This is a genomic window from Allofrancisella heilbronnii (assembly GCF_000710735.2).
GTDB lineage: Bacteria > Pseudomonadota > Gammaproteobacteria > Francisellales > Francisellaceae > Francisella > Francisella frigidaquae.
Genome location: NZ_CP144673.1, coordinates 540,624 through 564,721, shown reverse-complemented (window position 1 = coordinate 564,721; position 24,098 = coordinate 540,624). Strand labels below are relative to the sequence as shown.

The window sequence follows — 24,098 nt, the reverse complement described above, 5'->3', positions numbered from 1 at the left end:
CAATAGATATCATTAAAGTCTAGAGTATAAAACTCCTGCAGGTGTGTACTTTGGTAACGTTAAAATAGGAAATGTTTTTGATAATTTGACACCTATTTTCTGACTAAATTCTGTCCGAAAAAAATTCACCACTATACTTCACTATTCTGAATCTGTATAATTAACTACCTACAAATATCTATATATTGAATAAATTGTACACAGAAAATAAACAAACCCAAGTCTCTAAAAAAGATACGGTGTTGATTCATTTTTATGATATAAAAACTGCCTTTATAACAACTACACGTTTTTACAATGTGTACCTAAAGAATTTTATAACAGTATACAATAACCATATGAATGATGAAAAAATAAGCATGAAGTTCATTTCATTTTCTGAGGCGGCAAAGTATCAAGACTTAGAAGCATCCCTTACCCAAATAAGATTAACTATGGGCAAAAAAGAGTCTTTCCTTTTAGACTCAGATCCTGATGAAGTTAGCTTAGATAGTTTTGAGATGTTTATATCATTTTATAATAGATGTTGTAAATTAGCCCATCATGAGGTTATAAATTACAAACATATAAACCTTGTATTTGACTCATTTTACCCGCATTTCTTGGAAACTTTGAAACATGTGCGTCTAATTTACAACGAAGATAGTATATATGGATTAAAGGTGATTTTATGTGATTACTCTAATGACATCGAACAACAACTGTTTCATTTGTATGGTCAACACCATAAGTACGGGCCGTTAATCAAGGAGAGATTAAAAATTAAAGACAAATATATACCAGTCCCTTTTTTTGAAGGTGAAACAGTTAATCAAATTTGTCTTAAAAAAAGAATGACTGCAGGTATATGTCATGCGATTTTAAGTGAGATAAAGAGAGTCCTTTTAATAGAAAGTAAGATGCAAAAAAGAACGCCAAATCACTTTTTTATGCATGCAGATTTGAATGCCTCTAATATTATAGTGAATGAAGAAACAAAGGATGTTGTTATTATAGACTTTTCTTTTAGCAGTCAGTTCATTGATGAAACGGACCATGTATTAAGGGAAACGTTAAATGAAATGCAGCATGGCGTGGCCGCCAATAGCGTTGATTTTATTCGTGTTAAACTTTTAATTGAAAATTTTAGAATGATACACAATGATAATAAACTATTTTTTGATGATAGCATATTAAAAAAGCACACAACAAAAAAAAGATCTAGTTCTGTAGTTAATGGTAGTCACTTTAACGACGGATTGAACATGACTAATTTAAAGACAATTTATAGAAAAGGGCAGTTACAACATACATATAAACATACGGAAAATTATATGAAGTATAAAGATATATTCGATTTTTCTAGACATTTTAAAAAATGAGGTGACGAAGCTACTCCTGGTGAATGGCAGCACCCTCAAAACTTATAGGTCTCGCCGTCTGTTTCTGTTGCTGATACTCTTTTTAATGCGACAAGCGTTTGCCCATGAATATTATAGCTTCATCTATAAAAAATGCTACAACAGGTTTATTTCTTTAATTAAACAAAAACTTTTCCCAGAAGTAAATGCTAGACTAAATGGAAAAATACCTATGAGAATTATATCGTAGTCCAAGCAAGCTGTAAGCTAACCATCAGTCTCAAGAATGTAAGTTTTAGATTCGAACTATAAATACTCAAAGCGCAATCTAGCAATCAAAAGTGCTCATAATAACAAACATCAATCATAAGTTTTCTTTAAATAATAATTATTTACTTTTTTTCTATCATAAAATTGCTTATCATTAAGCATCTTAACTTAACAGCAGTATAGATTCTAAAGATGAATAAAATCTCCAAAAAACCTTTGGTTTCTATAAAGAACCTTTCCAAACAATTTGAAGACGGCCATTTGGCTGTTGATTCTGTGGATTTAGATGTTTATCCTAAAGAATTTTTTTCCTTACTAGGTGGCTCTGGAAGTGGTAAAAGTACACTACTAAGAATGCTAGCTGGGTTTGAAAAACCTACCGATGGCAAGATTATTATTGATGGGGTAGATATGTCTAATACTCCACCGTACAAAAGACCCGTAAACATGATGTTCCAGTCATATGCTTTATTTCCTCATATGAATATAAAACAAAATATCATGTTTGGATTAAAGCAAGAGAAAACTCTTAAAAAAGAAGATATAGAAAAAGCTACTGATGCTGCCCTTAGAATTATTAAAATGGAACATCTAGCAAAAAGAAAACCGCATCAGCTATCTGGTGGACAACGGCAACGTGTAGCTTTAGCGAGATGCTTAGCAAAAAGACCAAAGCTTATTCTTCTTGATGAGCCACTTTCCGCGTTAGATAAAAATTTACGTGATCAGATGCAGTTTGAGCTAGTAGATATCCAAGAACAAACTGGTAGTACATTTATCATGGTTACTCATGACCAAGAAGAAGCTATGACAATGTCTACAAGAATTGGAATCATGTCAGAAGGTTGGTTAGAACAAGTAAGTACTCCATCAGAAATTTATGAGTTTCCAAAAAGTAGATTTATAGCTAACTTTATAGGAAAGAGTACAATATTTGAAGGTCGTGTTGAAAAAGTTGGTAGACATAAAAGTATTATAACTTCTCAGGAGGCAGGCACGTCCTTTATACTACAAAGAAATATAGAAGCTATAGAAGACCAAGAGATTTGGGTTGGTATAAGACCAGAAAAAATTTTCATAAGTAAAGACAAGCCTGAAGATTACAACCCTAAAAAACCAGAAAACTGTATTAAAGGAAAAGTTGAGGATATTGCATACCTAGGTGGATTATCTACATATCATGTCAGAACAGAAAATGGTAGGATTGTAAAATCTACTGACTTTAATGTTGAAAGAAATGCGGACCATCCTTCTTGGGATGATGAAGTATATCTTACTTGGGAATCACAAAATATAATGGTGTTATATTCATAATGCAAAACTTACAACAAAATATTAGACATACTGTAGTTTATCTAATACCTTTTCTGTGGTTTGTTATATTTTTACTGGTACCTTTTTTATTTGTAGTTGGCATTAGTTTTACATTACCTGCGGATGGCACCCCTCCTGTTACAGCTCTATTAAACTATACAGATCAAACTTTGTATTTTACTTTTTATCTGAAAAATTATATCGAGCTAGTACATTATAATCTAATTTTTGTTTCTTTATTTAATTCGTTAAAGGTTGCTTTTATTACAACCCTTTTGTGTATTTTAATAGGCTACCCAATGGCTTTAGCTCTGTCACGAGCTAAAAAAAATACCCAAATTATATTTTTAATCCTTATTGTCATACCCTACTGGACTTCTTTTTTATTAAGAACTTATGCTTGGGTGACCTTATTAGGAAACCATACTTTAAATAAATTCTTAATGGACTTAGGTCTACCAAGTATGGCGCTTTTATATAATGATTTTTCAATGTATCTAGGTATGGTTTACTGTTACTTGCCTTTCCTAGTACTGCCATTATATAGTACTTTGATAAAAATAGACCCGATTCTTTATGATGCAGCCGAAGATTTAGGCTCTAAGCCAGTTAATTCATTTTTTAAAATCACATTGCCACTTTCTATGCCTGGTTTGATAGCCGGAAGTTTACTTATATTTATTCCAGCTGTTGGTGAGGTTGTAGTGCCTCAGATAATGGGCGGCATGAACTCCTTAATGATAGGTAATATAATTTGGGAAGAATTTTTTACTTCAAACAACTGGGGCATGGCTGCAACTATCTCAGTAGTATTAATAATAATATTAGTATTACCTATTTTATGGATGCAGCGCATCCAAACTAAAAAAACTTTTGTATAAGAGGGTATAACCATGAAAAAACTTTCATTTAGTAATATCATGCTTATTTTAGGCCTAATATTTTTATATATTCCTCTGGTGATATTAGTCATATTTTCTTTTAGTAACTCTGAAATTATAAACTTATGGGGTGGATTCACATTTGACTGGTATCATGAAGTTATTAACGATGAAGATATTATTAATGCAACTTTTACTAGCTTAAAAATAGCAACTATAACTTCTATAATTTCTACAATACTAGGTACTATAGTTGCCTACGCCATGACTAGATTTAGATTTTTTAGATCACGTAGTTTCCTATATGGACTAGTAGCAACACCTCTGGTTTTACCTGACATTATACTTGGCGTTGCTTTACTTTTAATGTTTTCGACATTACAGCAGTTGATCGGCTGGCCACATGAAAGAGGAACCACAACTGTGGTAATAGCTCATGTAACGATGTGTACAGCATATGTAACTATAGTTATGCAATCAAGAATAGCTAGTGTTGATATTTCACTAGAAGAAGCTTCTTTAGATCTTGGTGCTGGCCCCACTAAAACGTTTTTCTATATAATGCTACCCCAGTTGCTTCCTGCTCTTATTACTTCAGCTTTACTAACATTTACACTATCCATAGATGATTTAGTTGTAACAGAATTTGTCGCTGGAAGTGACAACCCTACCTTACCTATGTATATTTATTCTACTGTTAAAAATGGTCCTACACCTGAAATTAACGCTCTAGCAACTATTATGATAGCAATTATTATAACTGGAGTATTAGCAGGTATGTTTGTATCTGCAAAATTCCAAAATAGAAGGAATAAGTAACTAAATATTCTTATAACTATAGCTAAACTTTTGTATACCGTTTATTAAATAAATGATAGTGTAACGTACTTTTATACTTAATCAGAGCTCTTAATTTAAAAGTGACTATATAAAAGACACCGCCTTGTATTTATATTAAATAATTTACAAATTATTTAATAACTATTTATTTTTTGTTTTATTCATTAACAAATTATATATAATAATTAAATTATTTTATTTTTATACGTAAATTATAAACATGGAAATTTTACCCTTAATGAAACGCCTTGGATACACTATTGACGAATGTGGAATGTGTTATGGTATAGCTTTTATGGCAATACAAGCTATTATTAGAAACGATATTAATACATACGTTAACAGATTAAAGTTTATTAATGAATATGATGCTAAGTTAATAAGTTATAATATTATAATCGTTGATTCAACTCCTAATAGCTATAAACTAAAGACTATATATATCAACAGTAAAACTAAAGAGTATAGTTTTAATTATAGAGAAGGTATTATTGATGAATTTATATCAGGCACACTACCAGCTGAAATTGCAAATGAAATTAATTCAATTTCACCACCTTTAATAACACCTAGCAAAGAAGGGTTAGAAAGGTTAAAAGCTTTTTTTGCTATCGAGCTATTAGTTCGTGATATTAAAAAAGCAGAGCTAATCAGAGCTAATCAATACAATCCACAATCTCAACAAAGTCTTATTGCAATAGATAAGTTATTAAACATAAAACCTTGGCTTGAGGGGATAGCAATATATTTTGGCTTAAAAGACCCAAAAGAGCTTAGCGTAGAAGAAGAGGCAGTATGGAATAAAAACTTTAATACCTGGGATGGAGATAATAAACCATTTACACACCAAGACTACAATCGTGGTGTTCAATTATTCAGAAAACCAAGTAACAATAAATCTCAAGAGAGCTTCATTGGTTTACTAAAAAGTGAAACAAAGAAAGAAGATAATTCTATTTATTTACTACAAAACCATATAGGGATTTATAATAAAAAAAATATAGGTAAAATTATAGATTTTCTTAATAATAATCCTTCTACTCCAATTGCATGTTCACTTACTAGAAGCGGTCATACTATTGCAATTGGTAACTATAAAAAAATGGGCTATCGTTTAATCGATCATGATAGATATAAGAAATCTATTAACTTAGATTCTCTCCATCAAGATGTAATGAAGCACTTATTTAGAGAAGAAAGTTATGACCCTAAGCGAAAATATGCTATTTCTATTTTAGTATTTGGAGCAGAAAAACCTCAAGATAACCTAGTTCCAAAAAATACTTTTGGCCTTACAGAAGGAGAGTACTGGAAGTTTTTAATGTCAAATACAAATATGAGTAGTGATGCTGGATTATTACATTTAGCCTTGCAAGATGGCCATGTAGAAGCTGTTGAAAACTATATTAAAGCTATAGAAAAGGTTAATATAAATAACACTGATAAGCAAAAATTATTAGCCGCTAAAAATCCAAATGGAGGCCCTGGACTTTTTATAGCTTTGCAAAATGGTCATACTGCTACTGTTGAAAACTATATTAAAGCTATAGCAAATATTAATGGTATCAATAAACAAGAATTATTAGCTGCTAAAAATCCAAATGGATGTCCTGGTCTCTTTATGGCTTTGCAAAAGGGCCATGCTGCTGCTGTTAAAAGCTATATTAAAAATATAGCTAATATTAATGGTATCAATAAACAAGAATTATTAGCCGCTAAAGATCCAGCAAGGGTTTCTGGACTTTTTATGGCTTTGCAAGATGGCCATGCAGAAGCTGTTAAAAGTTATATCGAAGCTGTAATAAATATTAATGGCATTAATAAACAAGAATTATTAGCCGCTAAAAATCCAAATGGATGTCCTGGTCTCTTTATGGCTTTGCAAAAGGGCCATGCAGCCACTGTTGAAAACTATATTAAAGCTATAGCAAATATTAATGATATTAATAAACAAGAATTATTAGCCGCTAAAAATTCAAATGGAGGTCCTGGTCTCTTTATGGCTTTACAAAAGGGCCATGCAGCAGCTGTCGCAAACTATATTAAAGCTATAGCAAATATTAATGATATTAATAAACAAGAATTATTAGATGCTAAAAATCCAAATGGAGGTCCTGGACTTTTTATGGCTTTGCAAAAGGGCCATGCAGCAGCTGTTGAAAACTATATTAAAGCTATAGCAAATATTAATGATATTAATAAACAAGAATTATTAGATGCTAAAAATCCAAATGGGGCTCCTGGACTTTATGTAGCTTTATATAAAGGTAATACAGAAGCTGTTAAAAGTTATATCAAAGCTGTAATAAATATTAATGGCGTTAATAAACAAGAATTATTAGCCGCTAAAGATTCAGATGGGGTTCCTGGACTCTTTATGGCTTTACAAAATGGCCATGAAGATACAGTTGCTGTCTATTTAAAGATTAATGACCATGATAATAATTATGCAAGTTATATAATGCAAGAATATGAAGGTAGTCGCAAAATTTTTAAAAATCAACTATTAAAATGGGCGCAAAACTACAAACCTGAGAAAATGAAAAAAAAAGAAGATTATAGTTTGCTTATTAGTCTTCTTTCTTTTAATAGAAATTTTATAAGCAAAAATACAACAAAATCAATGCAATGCTTAAACGCAATAAATCATTGGGAATAAATTTAAATGTATCTTTTTGGTTTATAAGAAATTATATAATATAGCCGTAATAGCTTAGAGCTATTAGAAAAAAGTAGTTAAAAGCTAAAACTTACTCTTCAATAGAAACAAATTTACGGTTTAAAGCACCACCAGTGTGAAATTTTACATGACCATCTTGTAGCGCAAATAAAGTGTGATCTTTACCACAACCAACGTTAACACCTGGATGTACTTTTGTACCTCTTTGACGAATTATGATAGTTCCTGCTTTTACAAACTCACCGCCATATCTTTTAACACCTAAATACTTAGGGTTAGAATCTCTACCATTTCTAGTACTACCACCAGCTTTCTTATGAGCCATTTGTATACTCCTTAATAATCTTTATAAATTATAAACTAATAGATGAAACTTTCACCGCTGTAAAATACTGGCGATGACCTTGCTGCTTCATACTATGCTTGCGACGACGGAACTTCATAATTTTAACTTTTTTGTTACGTCCTTGTTCTACAACCTCAGCTACTACTTTAGCACCCTCTATAACTGGAGCACCAACTTTAACTTCGCCTTCTTCAGTTTGTCCCATCAAAACTGTATCGAACTCAACTGTTTCACCAATACCAAGGTCTATTTTTTCAAGTTTGACAACTTCACCTTGCTTTACCTTGTATTGTTTACCGCCACTTTTAATTATCGCGTACATGTATAAAACTCCATTTATTAGATTTTAAACTACTCAGAACTATTTATAAATTTATTATAAACTTCTGACTTTTTGTTATTATTAACATCGATCTAGATCTAGTTATAAAACTAGACACCAAATTATAGCAAAAAACATTTGTTTCACAAACAATTATTTGAATGTTATTCAACTTTACCGTGACACTGTTTATATTTTTTACCAGAACCACAAGGACAAGGATCATTTCTCTTAATTTTTGGCCCTTGTCTTTTAACTTGTTGAACTCTCAGCTCTTCTTGCTGATCTTGTTCTGCTGAAGATTTTTGATTATTATCAATCACGCTTTCATGCTCAGCTCTAATATCACTCATAGACTCTTGCCACTCTAGCTGAGCTCTTTGAGTCTCCTCTTCAGTTCCTATCCTAATTTTAGCCAAAGAACTGATTACATCATATTTAAAGTTATCAAGCATACTAGAGAACAACTCAAAAGCTTCTTTTTTATACTCATTTTTAGGATCTTTTTGAGCATATCCTCGTAAATTAATACTATTACGTAAATGATCTATCGCACTTAAATGCTCACGCCAGTGTGTATCTAATGATTGCAGCAGAGAGAACTTCTCAAACTGCCTAACCACCGCTAGGTCTAAGTCCTTAGTTTTCTCACTAAATTCAAGCGTTATAGCATCTACAACTATTTTCTTAAGATTTTCTTCACCTAAGTTTTCATTTTCTTGATAGAGTTTTTGTAAATCCACCTCTATCATAAAGTCAGATTTAAGTGCTTTTTCGAGACCCTTCAAATCCCATAATTCATGCATAGACCCTGCTGGAATATAATCGTGGAAAACCTGCTCAGCTACATCCATACGGATATCGTTTAAAATATCACTAACATCTTCAGAATCTAAGAATGCTTGTCTTTGCTCATAGATAACTTTGCGTTGAGTGTTTACAACGTTATCATATTCAAGAAGGTTTTTACGAATATCAAAATGGTAGCTTTCTACTTTACTTTGAGCTTTAGATATAACTTTTGACATAAAACCAAAAGCTAACGATTCACCACCTTTTAGGCCTTTTTTAACTCGCTCAGCCATTGTAGGTGAAGCAAAAATTCTTAATAAGTTATCATCCATTGATAAATAGAATTTACTCTCTCCAGGATCTCCCTGACGAGCAGCACGCCCTCTAAGCTGATTATCGATCCTACGTGAATCATGTCGCTCTGAACCTATTATACATAAGCCTCCAGCTTTTTTCACAGCTTCATTTCTTTTCTGCCATTCTTCTTTAATTTTTGCAATTCGTTCTTCAGTAGGATCTTCTAATTGAGCTACCTCAACCTCCCAATTACCACCTAAAATAATATCTGTGCCTCGACCTGCCATGTTAGTAGCGATAGTTACAGCACCTGGATAACCTGCCATTGCAATAATTCCAGCTTCTTTTTCATGTTGTTTAGCATTTAAGACGTTATGTTTAATTTTTTTCTTTTTAAGCAAGGTAGATAAAACTTCCGAAGCTTCAATCGATGCTGTACCTACTAATACTGGCTGACCATTTGCTATTCTTTGCTTAATATCTTCTACAATAGCATTAAACTTTTCTCTAACATCGCCATGTATTACATCATGATGATCTTTTCTTATCATTGGTTTGTTAGTAGGAATAATGATTACTTCTAAACCATATATTGAATGTAGTTCAAAAGCTTCTGTATCAGCTGTACCTGTCATACCAGCTATTTTATTGTAAAGCTTAAAGAAATTTTGGAAAGTAATAGACGCCATAGTTTGATTTTCAGCATTAATCTTAACGCCTTCTTTAGCCTCTATAGCTTGGTGTAAACCATCTGACCATCTACGCCCAGGCATTGCTCTACCTGTACTTTCATCAATAATTATCACTTCTTGGTCACGTATAATATAATCAACATTTAGCTGATATAAAGAATGTGCTCTTAGACATGCATTTAGATAATGCATTTTGGTTATATTATGAGGACTATATAGATTATCATTTCCCTCTAAGATACCTTCCTTCTTAAGCATATTTTCAATTTTTGCATAGCCTTTTTCAGTTAAATAAGCATTTTTAGATTTCTCATCAACATAAAAATCTTTTTGCTCCTCTCCTTCATCAAGCTTCTCTTTATCTTGCTTTTCTAGATAAGGCACTAGTCTGTTAAATAGATTATACATTTCTGAACTATCATCAGAAGCTCCTGAGATTATCAAAGGGGTTCTTGCCTCATCGATCAAGATTGAATCTACTTCATCTATAATCACAAAATTACGACTTCTTTGAACTTGGTGTTCTTTTTCATAAGCCATATTATCTCTAAGGTAATCAAAACCAAACTCGTTATTTGTTCCATAAGTAATATCACAAGCATAAGCTTTTTTACGTTGTTCAGGGTTCAAGTCAGCTATTATTACACCAACTGACATTCCTAAGAAATTGTAAATTTCGCTCATTAATTCAGCATCACGTTTAGCCAAATAATCATTCACTGTGATTACATGAACACCTTGACCAGTTAGAGCATTCAAATAAGCTGGAAGTGTCGCAACTAAAGTTTTACCCTCACCTGTTCTCATCTCAGCGACTTTACCCATATGCAAAACAATACCACCTATAAGCTGCACATCATAGTGCCGCATATTTTTAGTACGTTTAGCTGCCTCTCTTACAGCTGCAAAAGCTTCTGGTAAAAGACTATCCAAAGTCTCTGCTTTAGTTAATCTCTCTTTAAACTCTATCGTCTTAGCTTTTAGTTGTTCATCTGAAAGTTTCTCAAACTCTGCCTCAAGAGAATTAATCTTATGTACTGATTTGGAAATTTTTTTGATAAACCTGTCATTACGACTACCAATAACTTTTTGAATTAAACTTAACATGTTTCAAACCTAAACCGTTTTTTATAAAATTAATATTTTAAATATACTGCTCTGACTCTACATTATATAGAATTTGCAGAAAATTTAAATTAAGATGGCCATTTTAAACTAAGACTCTTCTATAAAACTTATAAAACTGGAGTTTTTCATATTTCATCGTATAATTAAGTGGAAATACTTATAGACAAAATGATAAAAAAATTTTATTCTGGTTTTAAAGCAAAGTTTTAATGGCTACCATAAAAAAGATTAATAGAAATGACTATAACTATTATTCCCGAAAAAATCTCTAATATAGATAAATATAAAACTCGCAGTAAAATAACTAACTCAACCCAAGCAAACAAAGAACTAATAAATAAAACTAAAAACTTGATTTTATCTATCGAGGTAGCAAATAAAGAATTAAAGAAACTAAATATCCCGTATCTAAATGATACCGAAATTGTGTATTATGCGCCTGAAAAAATAATATGCAAAAGTCAAAAGGAAATTTTAAAATTTAAAATAAAAGAATTACAATCACAATTTATAGAGATACTAAAAAAAAGTAAGCTTTTTTCCAAATTAGAAAAAATAGAAGTCTTAATCGATTACTCAACTAACAAGCCCCATGAGAAAAACCTTTCGAACTACAAAGCAAAAGAAGCTCTGCAACAAATTAAAAAAAATTTAAATATCTGACAAATATTATTTTTAAATTTTCATTAGTAAATACAATCTAGCAATGTTGTATGCGCCGCTGTGAACTTACTGTAGCCAGATTATAACAGCCAATTATAGAAATAAAATTTATTTAAAATTTAAATTGCATTATGCAATTTATAGCTTTTTGCGTATAATATTTTAAATTAAAGGCTAATAAAATTTTTTAGTAGAATTAATTTAATAAATATTTTATATATTTTTAAATATTATTTTACATTTGGTAAATCATTTTCATAGGTTTTAAATACCTAAACAGCATTAGATTTACGTATAACTAACCAATATGAGGAAAAACATGTACCATTTAAAATTACCAAAAGACTTTATAAATCTTTTACATATATTAAATATAGACATTTATGCAGTCCCATGGGATAAAAAATTTACTAAAAATATTTATCGACATCCATCATTCCAAATACCTTTTGACTACGTCCAATATGAAGTTTTTAACTTTGGTAAGGCAAAAACAGTGGTACCTAAAAAAAAGGCTAAGCAAATTAGTAAAAAGCTATTAAATGGCTCTAAATCATTGTCAGATTTATTAAGAGTTAACGAAGATAATTCATTATCTAAAGTAGCTTTATTTGATAAAGAAAATACCTTAGTACCTGATTCTATACTTCCGGCTCCTGAAGGCGCATTATTATTTGTGTGTAAGACAACTCACATGATCTTATCTGGGTTAGTGTATATGGGATTGGATAATATAAAAGATTTCATTCATCAAGGTTTAATGTGTCAAAAAAAACTTAAAAAAGTTCATATTTATCTTCTGTATTCTTCTCATTCATTGTATAAAAAATATAGGGAAGCGTATAAAAAATATATGGAAGCTCGACCACCCATAAGTCAACTAGAAAACAATGAAAAAGAGGAAAGAAAAATAGGAGGCTTTGCTAGTGGGTATGCAGGATTATTATTAGCTGTTTTACTTGAAAATTTTCATGCTAAGTTAGAAGCTACTAAAAAAGCTTTAAAAGGTTACGGGAGTATGTTTGGTGATCAAGAAAAATACATAGACTTACAGATAAACAAGCGAGGGATGTATGATATAAGCTTTGAATGCGGTGATGGACTAAAGATTTTTTATAATTTTTATACCAAATTTCTCCAAAAGCAAAGTATTAGACATCTATACAAAAGTACACTAATTAGGTTAAACGCAAATATTAAGGCTAAAGAAGAACAAATTGATAAATATAAGAAGCATTATGAAAAGGTCAAAATAAAGAATACTCCAGAAATAGGTAAATTAGAAATTGAACTAAAACAGTATATTTCTGATATCAATAAATTAAATAATGATAACCTTGAATCAATATTTTCTGACAACAGATTATTTAACATGATCTCGAAAACCATCCATAGCGTGATAATATTTCAAAGACTCTTTTTTCTATCTGAGTTAAGTGTTAATAATCTTAAAGAAGTTTATCCTAATGGAAATAAAGATATACATAAAGAAATACGCAAAGCCAAGGCTGTAGAAATAAATAATTATAAAGGAAAGCCAATTCCTCCGAAAATTGAACTACCGAAAAATAATCTTAAAAGCGAGATTATTAAGCATATTGAGTATAATCAAGGTTATAAAGATCAAAAGTTAATTGATCAATTTATACAAGAATTAAATAAATTTTTCATTAAAAACGATGGGCCACAAAAAAGAAAAAGTAGAAAATTACAGCGTAATAACATTAAAGATAATGGTGAGATAAAACGCGATGGTAACTGTTTTTATAATGCTGTAGTTAAACAAGTTCATCGTTTAGGAAGAGTTAATGATATTGTTGGCTTTCCTGACTCTGGTGAGGATTTAAGGGCTATATTAGCTTCATATATTCAAAATGACATGGTGGTACAGCAGTATCTAAGGCCTTTTGTTCCTGCTAGTAATTTTAATAAAGTTTACTATGATATAGCAAATTCAGGCTTATGGAATAATGAAGCTGGCGATTTAGTTATGTTTTTATTAGTAAATTTATACCCCAATATTAGACTTAATATACACCGGATAATGGTAGAACCAGGACAAACATCTATTGAGCAAATAACAGCTATAGCTCCGTCAAATAATTTAATCGATATTGATGTTGGTTATGATAATACAGTACCTGGCAAAGAACACTATTTTTTAATAGCTGATAGACAAATGGCCAATAATAGAATACAAATTTCTTTAGGTATGAATAAAAACCAAGAACAACCCTACATTGAAGTAAATAATAATACTATTAGCATACCACTACAAATACAAAAGGCTACTAAACAGTTAGAAAAGTCAAAAATAACAGATAAAATTTTAGGTAAAAGACAAAATAAACCTCAGCCAGTAGATATTCTTATGGAAGAAACATTAAATAGCGATAATGAAAATCCAACAGGGAATTTAGAAATACATACTAAAGAGAAAAAACATAAGTGTGGAGTCTGTAATAAACGTTTCACCCAATCATCAAACTTGAAAAAACATATGCGCATACATACAGGAGAGAAACCATTTAGGTGTAATTTTAAAGGCTGTAATAGTAGCTTTAACACCTCATCAAACTTAAAAGTACATAATGAGCGAACACATCAAGTAAATTATACAAAAAACAGACAATTAGGTCGTCCTTTGCAATACTCTAGTTATGAAGATTTTGTGACATATATAAGTACTGAGGTAAAAAAACTGTATGGTAATGCTGCTGAGGTTATTATTCCCGATAGTTCATGTAAATATAAAAATACGAGTGGGTTTATCAACTTCTGTAATAAAGCTAAGGATACTGCATCTCAGAAGTTACAAATTACTCCCTTCTTAAAAAACAAAAACTATGATCTTTATAATATAAGTGGTACTAAAGCCTATTTTTGGTGTGGTATTAATAATCATGCTTGTATAGGTCCTACAAAAATATTCAGAACCATCAAAGGATATGAGGAAGGTGGGGTATTTTATAACACATGGTGTAAGGAGGGAAACTGCAAATCCAATAAGGAACTAAATAATAAGAAATTGAAAGCACAGTATGAAAAAGATAAAAAATAAACCAATTAAATATGTGGATTAACAGCGTAGATTCATAAGTAAAAATGGCTTGAATAAACACATGCAAATGCGGCTATGCCTTATTTCATCATTCACCTTGAAAGTAGATTGCAGGCATAATCTATAAAACTATCTACACAGTTTAATGAAAAGGCTCGAAAAAAAGGTCAAATTAGTTATTTTCTAGAGTCCCTAAAGCAACTTCCATCATATTAGTGAAAGAATCTTGCCTTTCTGCTGAAGTGGTAGATGCACCTGTTACTAAACAATCTGATACTGTCATAATCGCAGCTGCTTTTTTACCTAATACTTTTGCGTTTGCAAATAGAGCAGCAGTTTCCATCTCTACAACCCCGCAACCGAACTTTTTACTAATATCTTTATAGTCATTGAAATTTTTTCTATAAAAAATATCTGTACAATGCGCTTTTACTTTTTTTAATTCTATACCCAAGTTTTTAGCTGACTTAACAAGCTCTGCATTTAACTTCGTACTAGGCTTAATCATATTAGTTTTCTCACCTGTCACAAGCTCAATAAACATTGACTCACCATAACTTTCTTCAATAAGCACAACATCGTAGATTTTATAATCTTCCGTATATGAACCACAAGACCCTACTCGAATAATATTATCAACATCATAATACTTAAATAACTCGTATGAATATATACCCATACTAGGAACGCCCATACCAGAACCCATAACACTAACTTTTTGTCCTTTGTAAGTACCTGTGTAACCCAGCATATTTCTAACAGTATTTACTCTGATAACATCTTCTAGGTAATTTTCCGCAATATATTTCACTCTTAAAGGATCACCCGGCATTATTACTGTTTTTGCGAACTTATCTTTGCTATCTGCTTCTATATGAGGAGTTGGTAACATATGTTTTTCCTTATTATTTATATTATCAATTGTTTTATTTTTACCACAGTTATTTAAGCAAAAGTCATTATTATTTAACTTTACTTAGATTGCTATTTACAAATTACAATCAAATTCTAATTATTTTCTTTGTCCTTATGCTTGTTTTTGTCTTTGTCTTCTCCTACTGATGCTACTGATGGCTCAAGCTTTGTAGACTCTGCAGGATTAGATTCTAAAATAGCTGCTTCGCTTTGTATATTCCTTGGCTTATAACTATCACCGTACTCTCCAGGCTCACGGACATCTCTTCTAGCCATTAGATCATCAACTTGCATTGCATCTATAGTTTCATACTTCATCAAAGCTTCTGCCATAGCATGTAAAATGTCTATATTCTCTTCTAACAGTTTTTTAGCTTTAGCATAACTTGAATCTATAAGTTTACGTACTTCAGTATCTACCTCACGTATCGTAACATCAGAAATTTTAGAAGTTCTACCACCAGAGCCTCCAAATGGGCCATCATCTTCTACCTCATAGAGTATAGTACCCATAGAATCAGATAAGCCCCAACGAGCAACGTAATTACGTGCTATATCTGTTGCTACTTGAATATCATTAGATGCTCCTGTAGTAACGTGCTCATAACCAAATATTAGCTCCTCTGCCAATCTACCACCAAAAATACTACATAAGCGCCCTTGGAGCACTAATCTACTTTGGCTAACCTTATCACCATCTGGCATATACATAGTTACACCAAGAGCACGGCCTCGTGGTATAATACTAACCTTATAGACAGGATCATGCTCAGGCATAAGTCTACCAATGATAGCATGTCCAGCTTCATGATAAGCTGTAAGTTTCTTTTCTTTTTCAGTCATTGCCATTGACCTTCTTTCAGCTCCCATAAGGATCTTATCTTTAGCTTTTTCAAAATCAGCCATTGTGACTTTTTCTTTAGACTCTTTTGCAGCAAATAGTGCAGCTTCGTTGACTAAATTTGCTAACTCTGCTCCAGAAAAACCTGGAGTACCGCGAGCAATCCAGTCAGCTCGTACATCATCACCCATATTTATTTTTTTCATATGTACTTTTAATATAGCTTCACGACCTTTGACTGTTGGTAAACCTACAGTAACTTGTCTGTCAAACCTACCTGGTCTTAGTAATGCTTTATCAAGCACATCAGGTCTATTAGTTGCTGCTATTATGATAACGCCCTCATTATCAGCAAAGCCATCCATCTCAACTAATAGTTGGTTCAGAGTTTGTTCTCTTTCATCGTTACCACCACCCATACCAGCACCACGATGGCGACCTACAGCATCTATTTCGTCAATAAATACTAAACAAGGTGCTTTTTTCTTAGCTTGCTCAAACATATCACGCACACGTGAAGCACCAACGCCTACAAACATTTCAACAAAATCAGAACCCGAGATAGAAAAAAACGGCACTTTAGCTTCACCAGCGATAGCTCTAGCTAACAAGGTTTTACCTGTACCTGGAGGTCCAACCATTAAAACGCCCTTTGGTATTTTACCACCAATTTTTTCATACTTTTTAGGTTCTCTTAAAAAATCAACTATTTCTGCCACATCTTCTTTAGCTTCGTCCACCCCAGCAACGTCATCTAAAGTAACTTTTATCTGATCTTCACCTAAAAGTTTAGCCCTACTTCTACCATAAGAAAAAGGACCTCCTTTACCACCGCCACCAGCTTTAGTCATCATATAAATAAAAAAACCAAAGATTAAAAGCATTGGTAACCAATTAAGCAAAAATGCTAAAAGTAAATTAGGTTTCTCTGGGGCTTTTGCCTTAACTACAGCTTTACTAGTTTCTAGCTTACCGACTAGACTACTATCTAACAAAGGTGCGTATGTGACAAAGCTTTCGCCAGAACTAGTTTTCCCTGAAATTGTTCTGCCATCGACATCTACTGAACTTATCTGATTATCTTTTAGCTTAGATACAAAAGTTGAATAATCAATATTTCGAGAAGAATTATTCGTATCATTAATACCATTAAACAACAATAACATTCCACCAATTATTAATACCCAAAAAATAATATTTTTTAGCATATTACTTTTATTGTCATTATTTTGTGCCATATTTTTATTTAAGCCCTTAATTCCTTTTTTAAATTTTAAAAATAAAATCCTAATATACTATAGTAAAAATTTTTACTATTGGCTAGTTGTTTTAACTAAAAAGCCCAACCACAGCTAAATATGTAACTCCCATACCTACATTCTAGTCTATTCAATTACTAATCTAAAGCTGAAATATTAGTTTACTAAACAAAACTTCTAATAATTTTTATAGTAGCTCTTTTAAATATTTACCTGTATAAGATTCTTTACACCCAATTATTTCTTCAGGTGTACCTTCAAATATTATTTGTCCACCCTTGTTACCACCTTCTGGACCTAAATCTATTATCCAATCAGCTGTTTTTATCACATCTAGGTTATGCTCAATAACAACTATAGTATTTCCTTTATCACGTAAATCCATGATAACCTTTAGTAACTGATGAATATCATAAAAATGTAACCCTGTTGTTGGCTCATCTAATATGTATAAAGTCTTACCAGTAGATCTTTTAGATAGCTCTTTAGCTAGTTTTACACGCTGAGCCTCTCCACCTGATAATGTTGTAGCACTTTGTCCTAGCTTAATATAAGACAGTCCCACACTCATCAAAGCTTCTAGCTTAGTTTTAATAGTGGGGACAGCTTCATAAAATTCAAGCGCTTCTTCGACAGTCATTTCTAAAACTTCGTAAATGTTTTTTCCTTTATATTGGACCGCTAATGTTTCTCGGTTATAGCGCTTACCTTCACAAACATCGCAAGCAACGTATACATCTGCCAAAAAGTGCATTTCTACTTTTATTACACCGTCACCTTGGCAGGCTTCACACCTTCCACCACGAACATTAAAACTAAATCTACCAGCAGTATAACCTCTTGATCTAGCCTCTGAGGTTGCTGCAAATAACTCACGGATTGGTGTAAATACTCCGGTGTAAGTGGCTGGGTTTGAGCGTGGAGTCCTACCAATTGGTGACTGATCAATATCAATAACTTTATCTAAATGATTAAAACCCTTATGAGATTTATATTGCATAGGAACTAATGTACTTCTATTTAACAATCGTGATGCTAATGGATAAAGTGTTCTATTTATAAGAGTGGATTTACCTGATCCTGAAACTCCTGTAACGCAAGTAAGCACCCCCATGGGAATTTTTAAATCATCACCTTGAAGATTATTACCAGTAGCTCCTGTTATCTCTAAGAATCTATTTTTATCAGCTTTAATTCTAATTTCTGGTACTGCTATTTTTTTACGACCACTTAGGTAATCAGCAGTCAGTGAGTTTTGACTCTTTATGATAGTGCTATAATCACCTGCAGCAACAACTTGACCACCATGAACCCCAGCCATAGGACCCATATCGATTATATAATCTGCCTGGCGTATAGCGTCTTCATCATGCTCTACAACTATAACTGTATTGCCAATATTTTTAAGATTATGTAAAGCATCAAGCAAACGTTGGTTATCTCGTTGATGAAGCCCTATAGAGGGCTCATCTAAAATATACATTACTCCAACTAAACCAGCACCTATTTGACTAGCCAAACGAATACGCTGAGCCTCACCACCTGATAAAGTATCTGCCTGTCTTGCTAAACTAAGATATTCTAAACCAACATCTGCTAAAAATTGTACCCTTAATTTTATTTCTTTAAGTAGACTCTCAGCTATCACCTGTTGTTGTCCAGCAAACTGTAAGTTACCTAACCAAACTAACAGATCTTGAGTAGATAACTGGCAAACATCTGCTATATTTTTGTCAGCTATAAAAATGTTGCGTGCGTACTCATTGATTCTAGCACCGCCGCATGATTTACAAGTTAAATTACTCATCAACTCATATAGGTCTTTTTTGACCATATCAGAATCTGACTCATAATACCTACGTTCAAAATGAGGAATTACCCCTTCGAAAGCTTTTTGACGTACTTGCTTACCTCCACGAATAGAGTCTATCGTCATTTTTATTATCTCTTCATCTGAGCCATATAAAATTATATTCTGTATTTCTTTAGGCAATTCTGCAAAAGGCTTGTCTAATGAAAATTTATAATGCTGAGCTAATGATTCTAGCTGCGAAAAATAGTATTGATTATTTTTATTCCACTTAGAGATAGCTCCAACTCTCAGAGATAAAGTTTCATCAACAATAATTTTTTTCTCATCAAAAAACTCTTTAACACCTAACCCATCACAGCTGCTACAAGCTCCTAACGGGCTATTAAAAGAAAATATTCTAGGGGAAAGCTCTTTTAATGCGAAACTACATAAAGGACAAGCATGCTTTGATGAAAATAGTATATCTTTAGCACTTTCATCATTCATATTAGCCAACTTGACTATGCCATTTCCTAAATCTAAGGCTGTTTCAAGTGATTCGGCAATGCGTTGCTGATTATCTTGTTTTGGCTTAAATCTGTCTACTACAACATCTATGTTATGTTTTTTGTATCGGTCTAATTCTGGGTAGTCTTCATCAAGATTGTAAAACTCGCCATTTATTCTAACCCTAATATAACCTTGTGCTTGTATTTTATCTAAAAGTGTATGATGAGTTCCTTTTTTCTCAGAAATAATTGGTGCTAATATCATTAACCTATCATTATCATCAAATTCTAAAACCCTATCAACCATTTGACTTACAGTTTGAGCTTTAAGCTCAATATCATGAGTAGGACATTTCGGTTGACCCACTCTAGCAAAAAAAACCCTTAAATAATCATAAATTTCTGTAACAGTTCCTACCGTAGAGCGTGGATTATGTGAAGTTGTTTTCTGGTCTATGGAAATAGCTGGTGACAAACCCTCTATGTGTTCAACTTCTGGCTTGTCCATCATAGATAAAAACTGCCTTGCGTAAGAGGATAAAGATTCGACGTATCTTCTTTGTCCTTCAGCATATAAAGTATCAAATGCGAGAGAAGATTTACCAGAACCACTTAAGCCAGTTATAACTGTTAGCTTATCTCTAGGTATTTCAACGTCGATATTTTTTAGATTATGGGTTTTTGCGCCCTTAATTATAATTTTTTTCATATAGAATCTGTTTTAAGAATAAAACTAAAAAGTAAAGTTATTGATACAAGACTTCGACAATTTCGTAAGTAACTCTTCCTTTCGGTGTTTCTAAAACAACCTCATCCCCTTCTTCTTTTTTGATAAGTGCACGTGCTAATGGCGCTTGTATTGATATTTTTTGATTATCTATATCAGCTTCATCTTCACCTACTATTTTATATGTAAACTCTTCTTCAGTATCTATGTTCACAAGAGTAACTGTACAACCAAATACTACCATACCATTTGCTAGTAATTTTGTAACATCTATAACTTGTGCATTTGCCAGCTTTGCCTCAATATCTTTTATCCTACCCTCAATCATACCTTGTCTCTCTCTAGCTGCATGATACTCTGCGTTTTCTTTTAGATCACCATGCTCACGTGCTTCAGCTATAGCTGCTATAATCTCTGGTCTTTCAACTTTTTTAAGTTGATTAAGCTCTGCTCTAAGTGCTGCTTCACCTGTTGGTGTCATTGGTATTCTATCACTAGCCATTATTTATTCTCCTTAATACAAAATCAAACTTTAATTACATTCATATAATTCATTACTATTTTTTTTAGTCGGACTATCAGTATATACTACCCTACCTACTAAGTTTAAAATCAACGCTGCCCTATACGTGTTAGTTTTATCACAATATACTATATTTCCATTGCCTGTAGCCATAAAACCATTAGGACTAATTTTTAAATAAGAGGGATTACCTGATAAATTGATATAGAGAGATTCATTATTACCTTTAGGTAGATTTGCTATTATCTTATCCTCATTAGCTACGTATGTAGCTGTACCATCAGAGCTTTGAAATGCAACTATAGGGTTGTCCCCCCAACTATCAGTATTAGCACAGTTAAAGGTTGTTTCATCTAACTTTCCTGTAGCATCAAAACTATCAGCGTTAGCTGCACATATAACCACAGTTTTACCATCAACTCTAGCTTTTATAACAGCAAATTCAATCATCTTCTGTAGATTTGTAAGCCTTGTTTCTGCAAAAGTTTTGTAATAAAAAGTAAAGGAACTAATAGCAGCCATCATAAGTATAGTCATAATAGCTATTACGACCATAACCTCTACTAATGAAAAACCTCTTTTTTTTATATATTGCTTAGGCATCTTAAAATTTGCTTTTTTGTATTAGATTTTTAGTTGATTCGTCAAGTTGAGAATACTCTGTAGAATTAAAATTTCTCATAGCTTTTAAGATATTTTTTCCAAGTTTTTTTCCAAGTTCAACACCCCATTGGTCATAACTATTAATGTCCCACAAAACACCTTGAACAAATATCTTATGCTCATATAAAGCTACCAAAGCACCAAGGTTATATGGACTTAACTCTTCTAGAAGTATTGTAGTACTTGGTCTATTGCCAGGTATTGCCTGATGATAGGCCAAATTCTTTGACTCATACTCACCAAAACCATTTTCTAAAAGCTCATTATAAACCATATCATAAGATTGTCCAAACATTAGTGCTTGAGACTGGGCAAAACAGTTTGCCAATAAAGACTCCTGGTGATTAAAGTAATTATGATAGCTTTTAGCAACTGCTATAAAATCAACTGGAATAAAAATATTACCTTGATGTAAAAGTTGGTGAAAAGCATGTTGACCATTTGTGCCAACTCCACCCCAAAGTATAGATCCCGTTTGATAATTAACTGTGTTACCAGTTAAATCAACAGACTTACCATTACTTTCCATATCTGCTTGCTGAAGATAATCAACAAAAAAACCAAGTCTATCATCATAAGGCAGTAAGGCTTGAGATTGACTATTATATACACATGAATAGTAGCTAGCAAGTAGCGCCATAATTACAGGAATATTTTTATCAAAATCTGTTTCTTTAAAATGTTTATCTATAGAGTAAGCTCCTGCTAAAAGCTTTTCAAAATTATCATAACCTACTGCAAATGCTATAGGTAGACCAATAGATGACCACAATGAATAGCGACCACCTACCCAATCCCACATTTTATAGCAATGCTCTAAATCAATACCAAACTCTTTAACCTTATCAAGCTGACTTGAAATAGCCACAAAATGATTAGCTACAGCCTGTGTTTTTTTATAATGATTTAAAAGCCACTCTCTAGCTGAAATAGAATTTAATAAAGTCTCTTCTGTTGAAAAAGATTTTGAAGCTATGATAAATAAAGTTGTTTCTGGACTAACGCAGCTCAAAGCTTGTAATAACGAATCAGCATCAACATTAGAAACAAAATGTACCTTTAATCCAGTACAATGATATGGAGTAAGTGCACGAACGACCATCTTTGGACCAAGATCTGAACCACCAATACCTATATTAACAACGTCTGTTATTTTTTTACCAGAGTAACCTTTCCATTCACCAGAAACAACTTTTTCTACAAACAATTTAACACGTTGTTTTTCTTGCGAAATTTCTAGACGTACGTCTTGGTCATCAACTATTAGCTGGTTATTTGATAAATCACGTAAAGCAGTATGTAACACAGCTCTATTTTCTGTAATATTTATTTTTTCGCCAGCAAACATTTGATGGATCTTTTGCTTCAGATTTGAGTCATTCGCCAACTTTACTAGTTTATCAAAGATAATTTTATTTATGAGGTTTTTAGAATAATCAAAATATATCCCTTCATAAGCTAGAGAAAATTTTTCCACTCTTTTAGAGTCTTTCTCAAATTCTGATTTTAAATTAATATCCTCACTAGTATTTTTTTTTAAATTATCACAAAACATCTATTTTTCCCTTATATTCCCCATGTGATATAAACAATAAAATATCTCCTGTAGAGTAAGATATCTTTACAATATCTTCCACAGCGTAATTTCTTGTACCCATCATTGCGCCTAATGATAAACTTTCGCCATTAAGAGGATATTTTAAACCATTATAATATATATTAACTGCCGAGCCAAAAGGCATAACTGAAAACATCCTGCCCAAAACTCCACTGATAGTAAATTCTTTTGATATAAAAAAGTAACGCGAGTAAATATCAATAAATTCAATCTCTATTTTTTTCTTATAACTTTTAGCTGTAGAAATGTTACCTAAAAAATGATCCATTTCTCCCTCTGAAGCACCAAAAACGTAAACTTTGGTGAAATGATTCTCTAATAAAAAATCTAGACATTTCTCAAAATCTGTAGAATACTGGTCGTCCTTGATTAAGAACAAATCATTATCTATTACATTGTATGAGTCAAAATCTCCTATAACTTTTTCTATTTTTTTATTTATACTATAAGAACCTTTAACTTTAAGATACGCTCCATCAGCACAAAATATAGGCAAGTTAAGTTCATTATCAGCAATATACTTCTGACAAAAAGATAAATCAATTTTACCATCTAAAAATAAAATAGCATTTGACATTAGGAGTTTCTCCTATTTATTCAGGGGTGCCGTAATTATAACTTTTTT

The 24,098-nt window shown here is 32.1% G+C and carries 17 protein-coding genes; 7 read left to right on the top strand and 10 right to left on the bottom strand.

Going from position 1 to position 24,098, the window contains the following annotated elements; translation table 11 throughout:
* Positions 1-185 precede the first annotated feature (185 nt).
* From FRA_RS02635 to FRA_RS02615, 5 genes are all read left to right on the top strand, one after another.
* Positions 186-1,361, top strand: coding sequence for a protein kinase family protein (locus FRA_RS02635; RefSeq protein ID WP_155960853.1), 1,176 nt, complete (start codon positions 186-188; stop codon positions 1,359-1,361).
* Between the two features lie 441 nt (positions 1,362-1,802).
* Complete coding sequence (locus FRA_RS02630) at positions 1,803-2,924, top strand: ABC transporter ATP-binding protein (protein WP_035718587.1); 1,122 nt, start codon at positions 1,803-1,805, stop codon at positions 2,922-2,924.
* Positions 2,924-3,805: an ABC transporter permease gene (locus tag FRA_RS02625; RefSeq protein WP_035718585.1), complete on the top strand. Its 882-nt coding sequence runs from the start codon at positions 2,924-2,926 to the stop codon at positions 3,803-3,805. Before FRA_RS02630 ends, FRA_RS02625 begins: the two co-directional genes overlap by 1 nt.
* Positions 3,806-3,817: 12 nt before the next feature.
* Positions 3,818-4,624: an ABC transporter permease gene (locus FRA_RS02620; RefSeq protein ID WP_035718583.1), complete on the top strand. Its 807-nt coding sequence runs from the start codon at positions 3,818-3,820 to the stop codon at positions 4,622-4,624.
* Positions 4,625-4,883: 259 nt separating this feature from the next.
* Entirely contained in the window at positions 4,884-7,304 is a 2,421-nt protein-coding gene (locus FRA_RS02615; RefSeq protein WP_464110835.1) for an ankyrin repeat domain-containing protein, read from the top strand.
* 91 nt (positions 7,305-7,395) lie between these two features.
* On the opposite strand, the gene rpmA is transcribed toward FRA_RS02615, so the two are convergent.
* From rpmA to secA, 3 genes are all read right to left on the bottom strand, one after another.
* Complete coding sequence (gene rpmA, locus FRA_RS02610; protein ID WP_035719377.1) at positions 7,396-7,650, bottom strand: 50S ribosomal protein L27; 255 nt, start codon at positions 7,648-7,650, stop codon at positions 7,396-7,398.
* 28 nt (positions 7,651-7,678) lie between these two features.
* A complete protein-coding gene (gene rplU, locus FRA_RS02605; protein WP_035719376.1) occupies positions 7,679-7,993 on the bottom strand; it encodes a 50S ribosomal protein L21 in 315 nt (104 codons plus the stop codon).
* 164 nt (positions 7,994-8,157) lie between these two features.
* The gene (secA, locus tag FRA_RS02600) at positions 8,158-10,881 is read right to left on the bottom strand and encodes a preprotein translocase subunit SecA (RefSeq protein WP_035719374.1); all 2,724 of its coding nucleotides are present in this window, start codon (positions 10,879-10,881) and stop codon (positions 8,158-8,160) included.
* Positions 10,882-11,139: 258 nt separating this feature from the next.
* On the opposite strand from secA, the gene FRA_RS02595 reads away from it, so the two are divergent.
* Positions 11,140-11,565: a hypothetical protein gene (locus FRA_RS02595; RefSeq protein WP_035719372.1), complete on the top strand. Its 426-nt coding sequence runs from the start codon at positions 11,140-11,142 to the stop codon at positions 11,563-11,565.
* 319 nt (positions 11,566-11,884) lie between these two features.
* Positions 11,885-14,626: a C2H2-type zinc finger protein gene (locus FRA_RS02590; RefSeq protein ID WP_464110834.1), complete on the top strand. Its 2,742-nt coding sequence runs from the start codon at positions 11,885-11,887 to the stop codon at positions 14,624-14,626.
* 172 nt (positions 14,627-14,798) lie between these two features.
* Here the strand turns inward: FRA_RS02590 and deoD are convergent, their stop codons facing one another.
* The 7 genes from deoD to FRA_RS02555 form a co-directional block, all read right to left on the bottom strand.
* Complete coding sequence (gene deoD / locus FRA_RS02585; RefSeq protein ID WP_035721713.1) at positions 14,799-15,518, bottom strand: purine-nucleoside phosphorylase; 720 nt, start codon at positions 15,516-15,518, stop codon at positions 14,799-14,801.
* A 116-nt stretch (positions 15,519-15,634) separates the two neighbouring features.
* On the bottom strand, positions 15,635-17,620 hold the full coding sequence (gene ftsH / locus FRA_RS02580) for an ATP-dependent zinc metalloprotease FtsH (RefSeq protein WP_081835947.1): 1,986 nt from the start codon (positions 17,618-17,620) through the stop codon (positions 15,635-15,637).
* A 208-nt stretch (positions 17,621-17,828) separates the two neighbouring features.
* Complete coding sequence (gene uvrA, locus FRA_RS02575; protein WP_035721710.1) at positions 17,829-20,651, bottom strand: excinuclease ABC subunit UvrA; 2,823 nt, start codon at positions 20,649-20,651, stop codon at positions 17,829-17,831.
* A 37-nt stretch (positions 20,652-20,688) separates the two neighbouring features.
* The gene (greA, locus tag FRA_RS02570) at positions 20,689-21,171 is read right to left on the bottom strand and encodes a transcription elongation factor GreA (RefSeq protein WP_035721707.1); all 483 of its coding nucleotides are present in this window, start codon (positions 21,169-21,171) and stop codon (positions 20,689-20,691) included.
* Between the two features lie 30 nt (positions 21,172-21,201).
* Positions 21,202-21,795, bottom strand: coding sequence for a pilus assembly FimT family protein (locus FRA_RS02565; RefSeq protein WP_035721704.1), 594 nt, complete (start codon positions 21,793-21,795; stop codon positions 21,202-21,204).
* Between the two features lies 1 nt (position 21,796).
* Positions 21,797-23,410, bottom strand: coding sequence for a glucose-6-phosphate isomerase (pgi, locus tag FRA_RS02560; RefSeq protein ID WP_035721701.1), 1,614 nt, complete (start codon positions 23,408-23,410; stop codon positions 21,797-21,799).
* Positions 23,400-24,050 (bottom strand): thiamine diphosphokinase, encoded by a 651-nt coding sequence (locus tag FRA_RS02555; protein ID WP_035721697.1) that lies wholly within the window; start codon positions 24,048-24,050, stop codon positions 23,400-23,402. The genes pgi and FRA_RS02555 overlap by 11 nt, the downstream gene beginning before the upstream one ends.
* Positions 24,051-24,098: the final 48 nt, after the last annotated feature.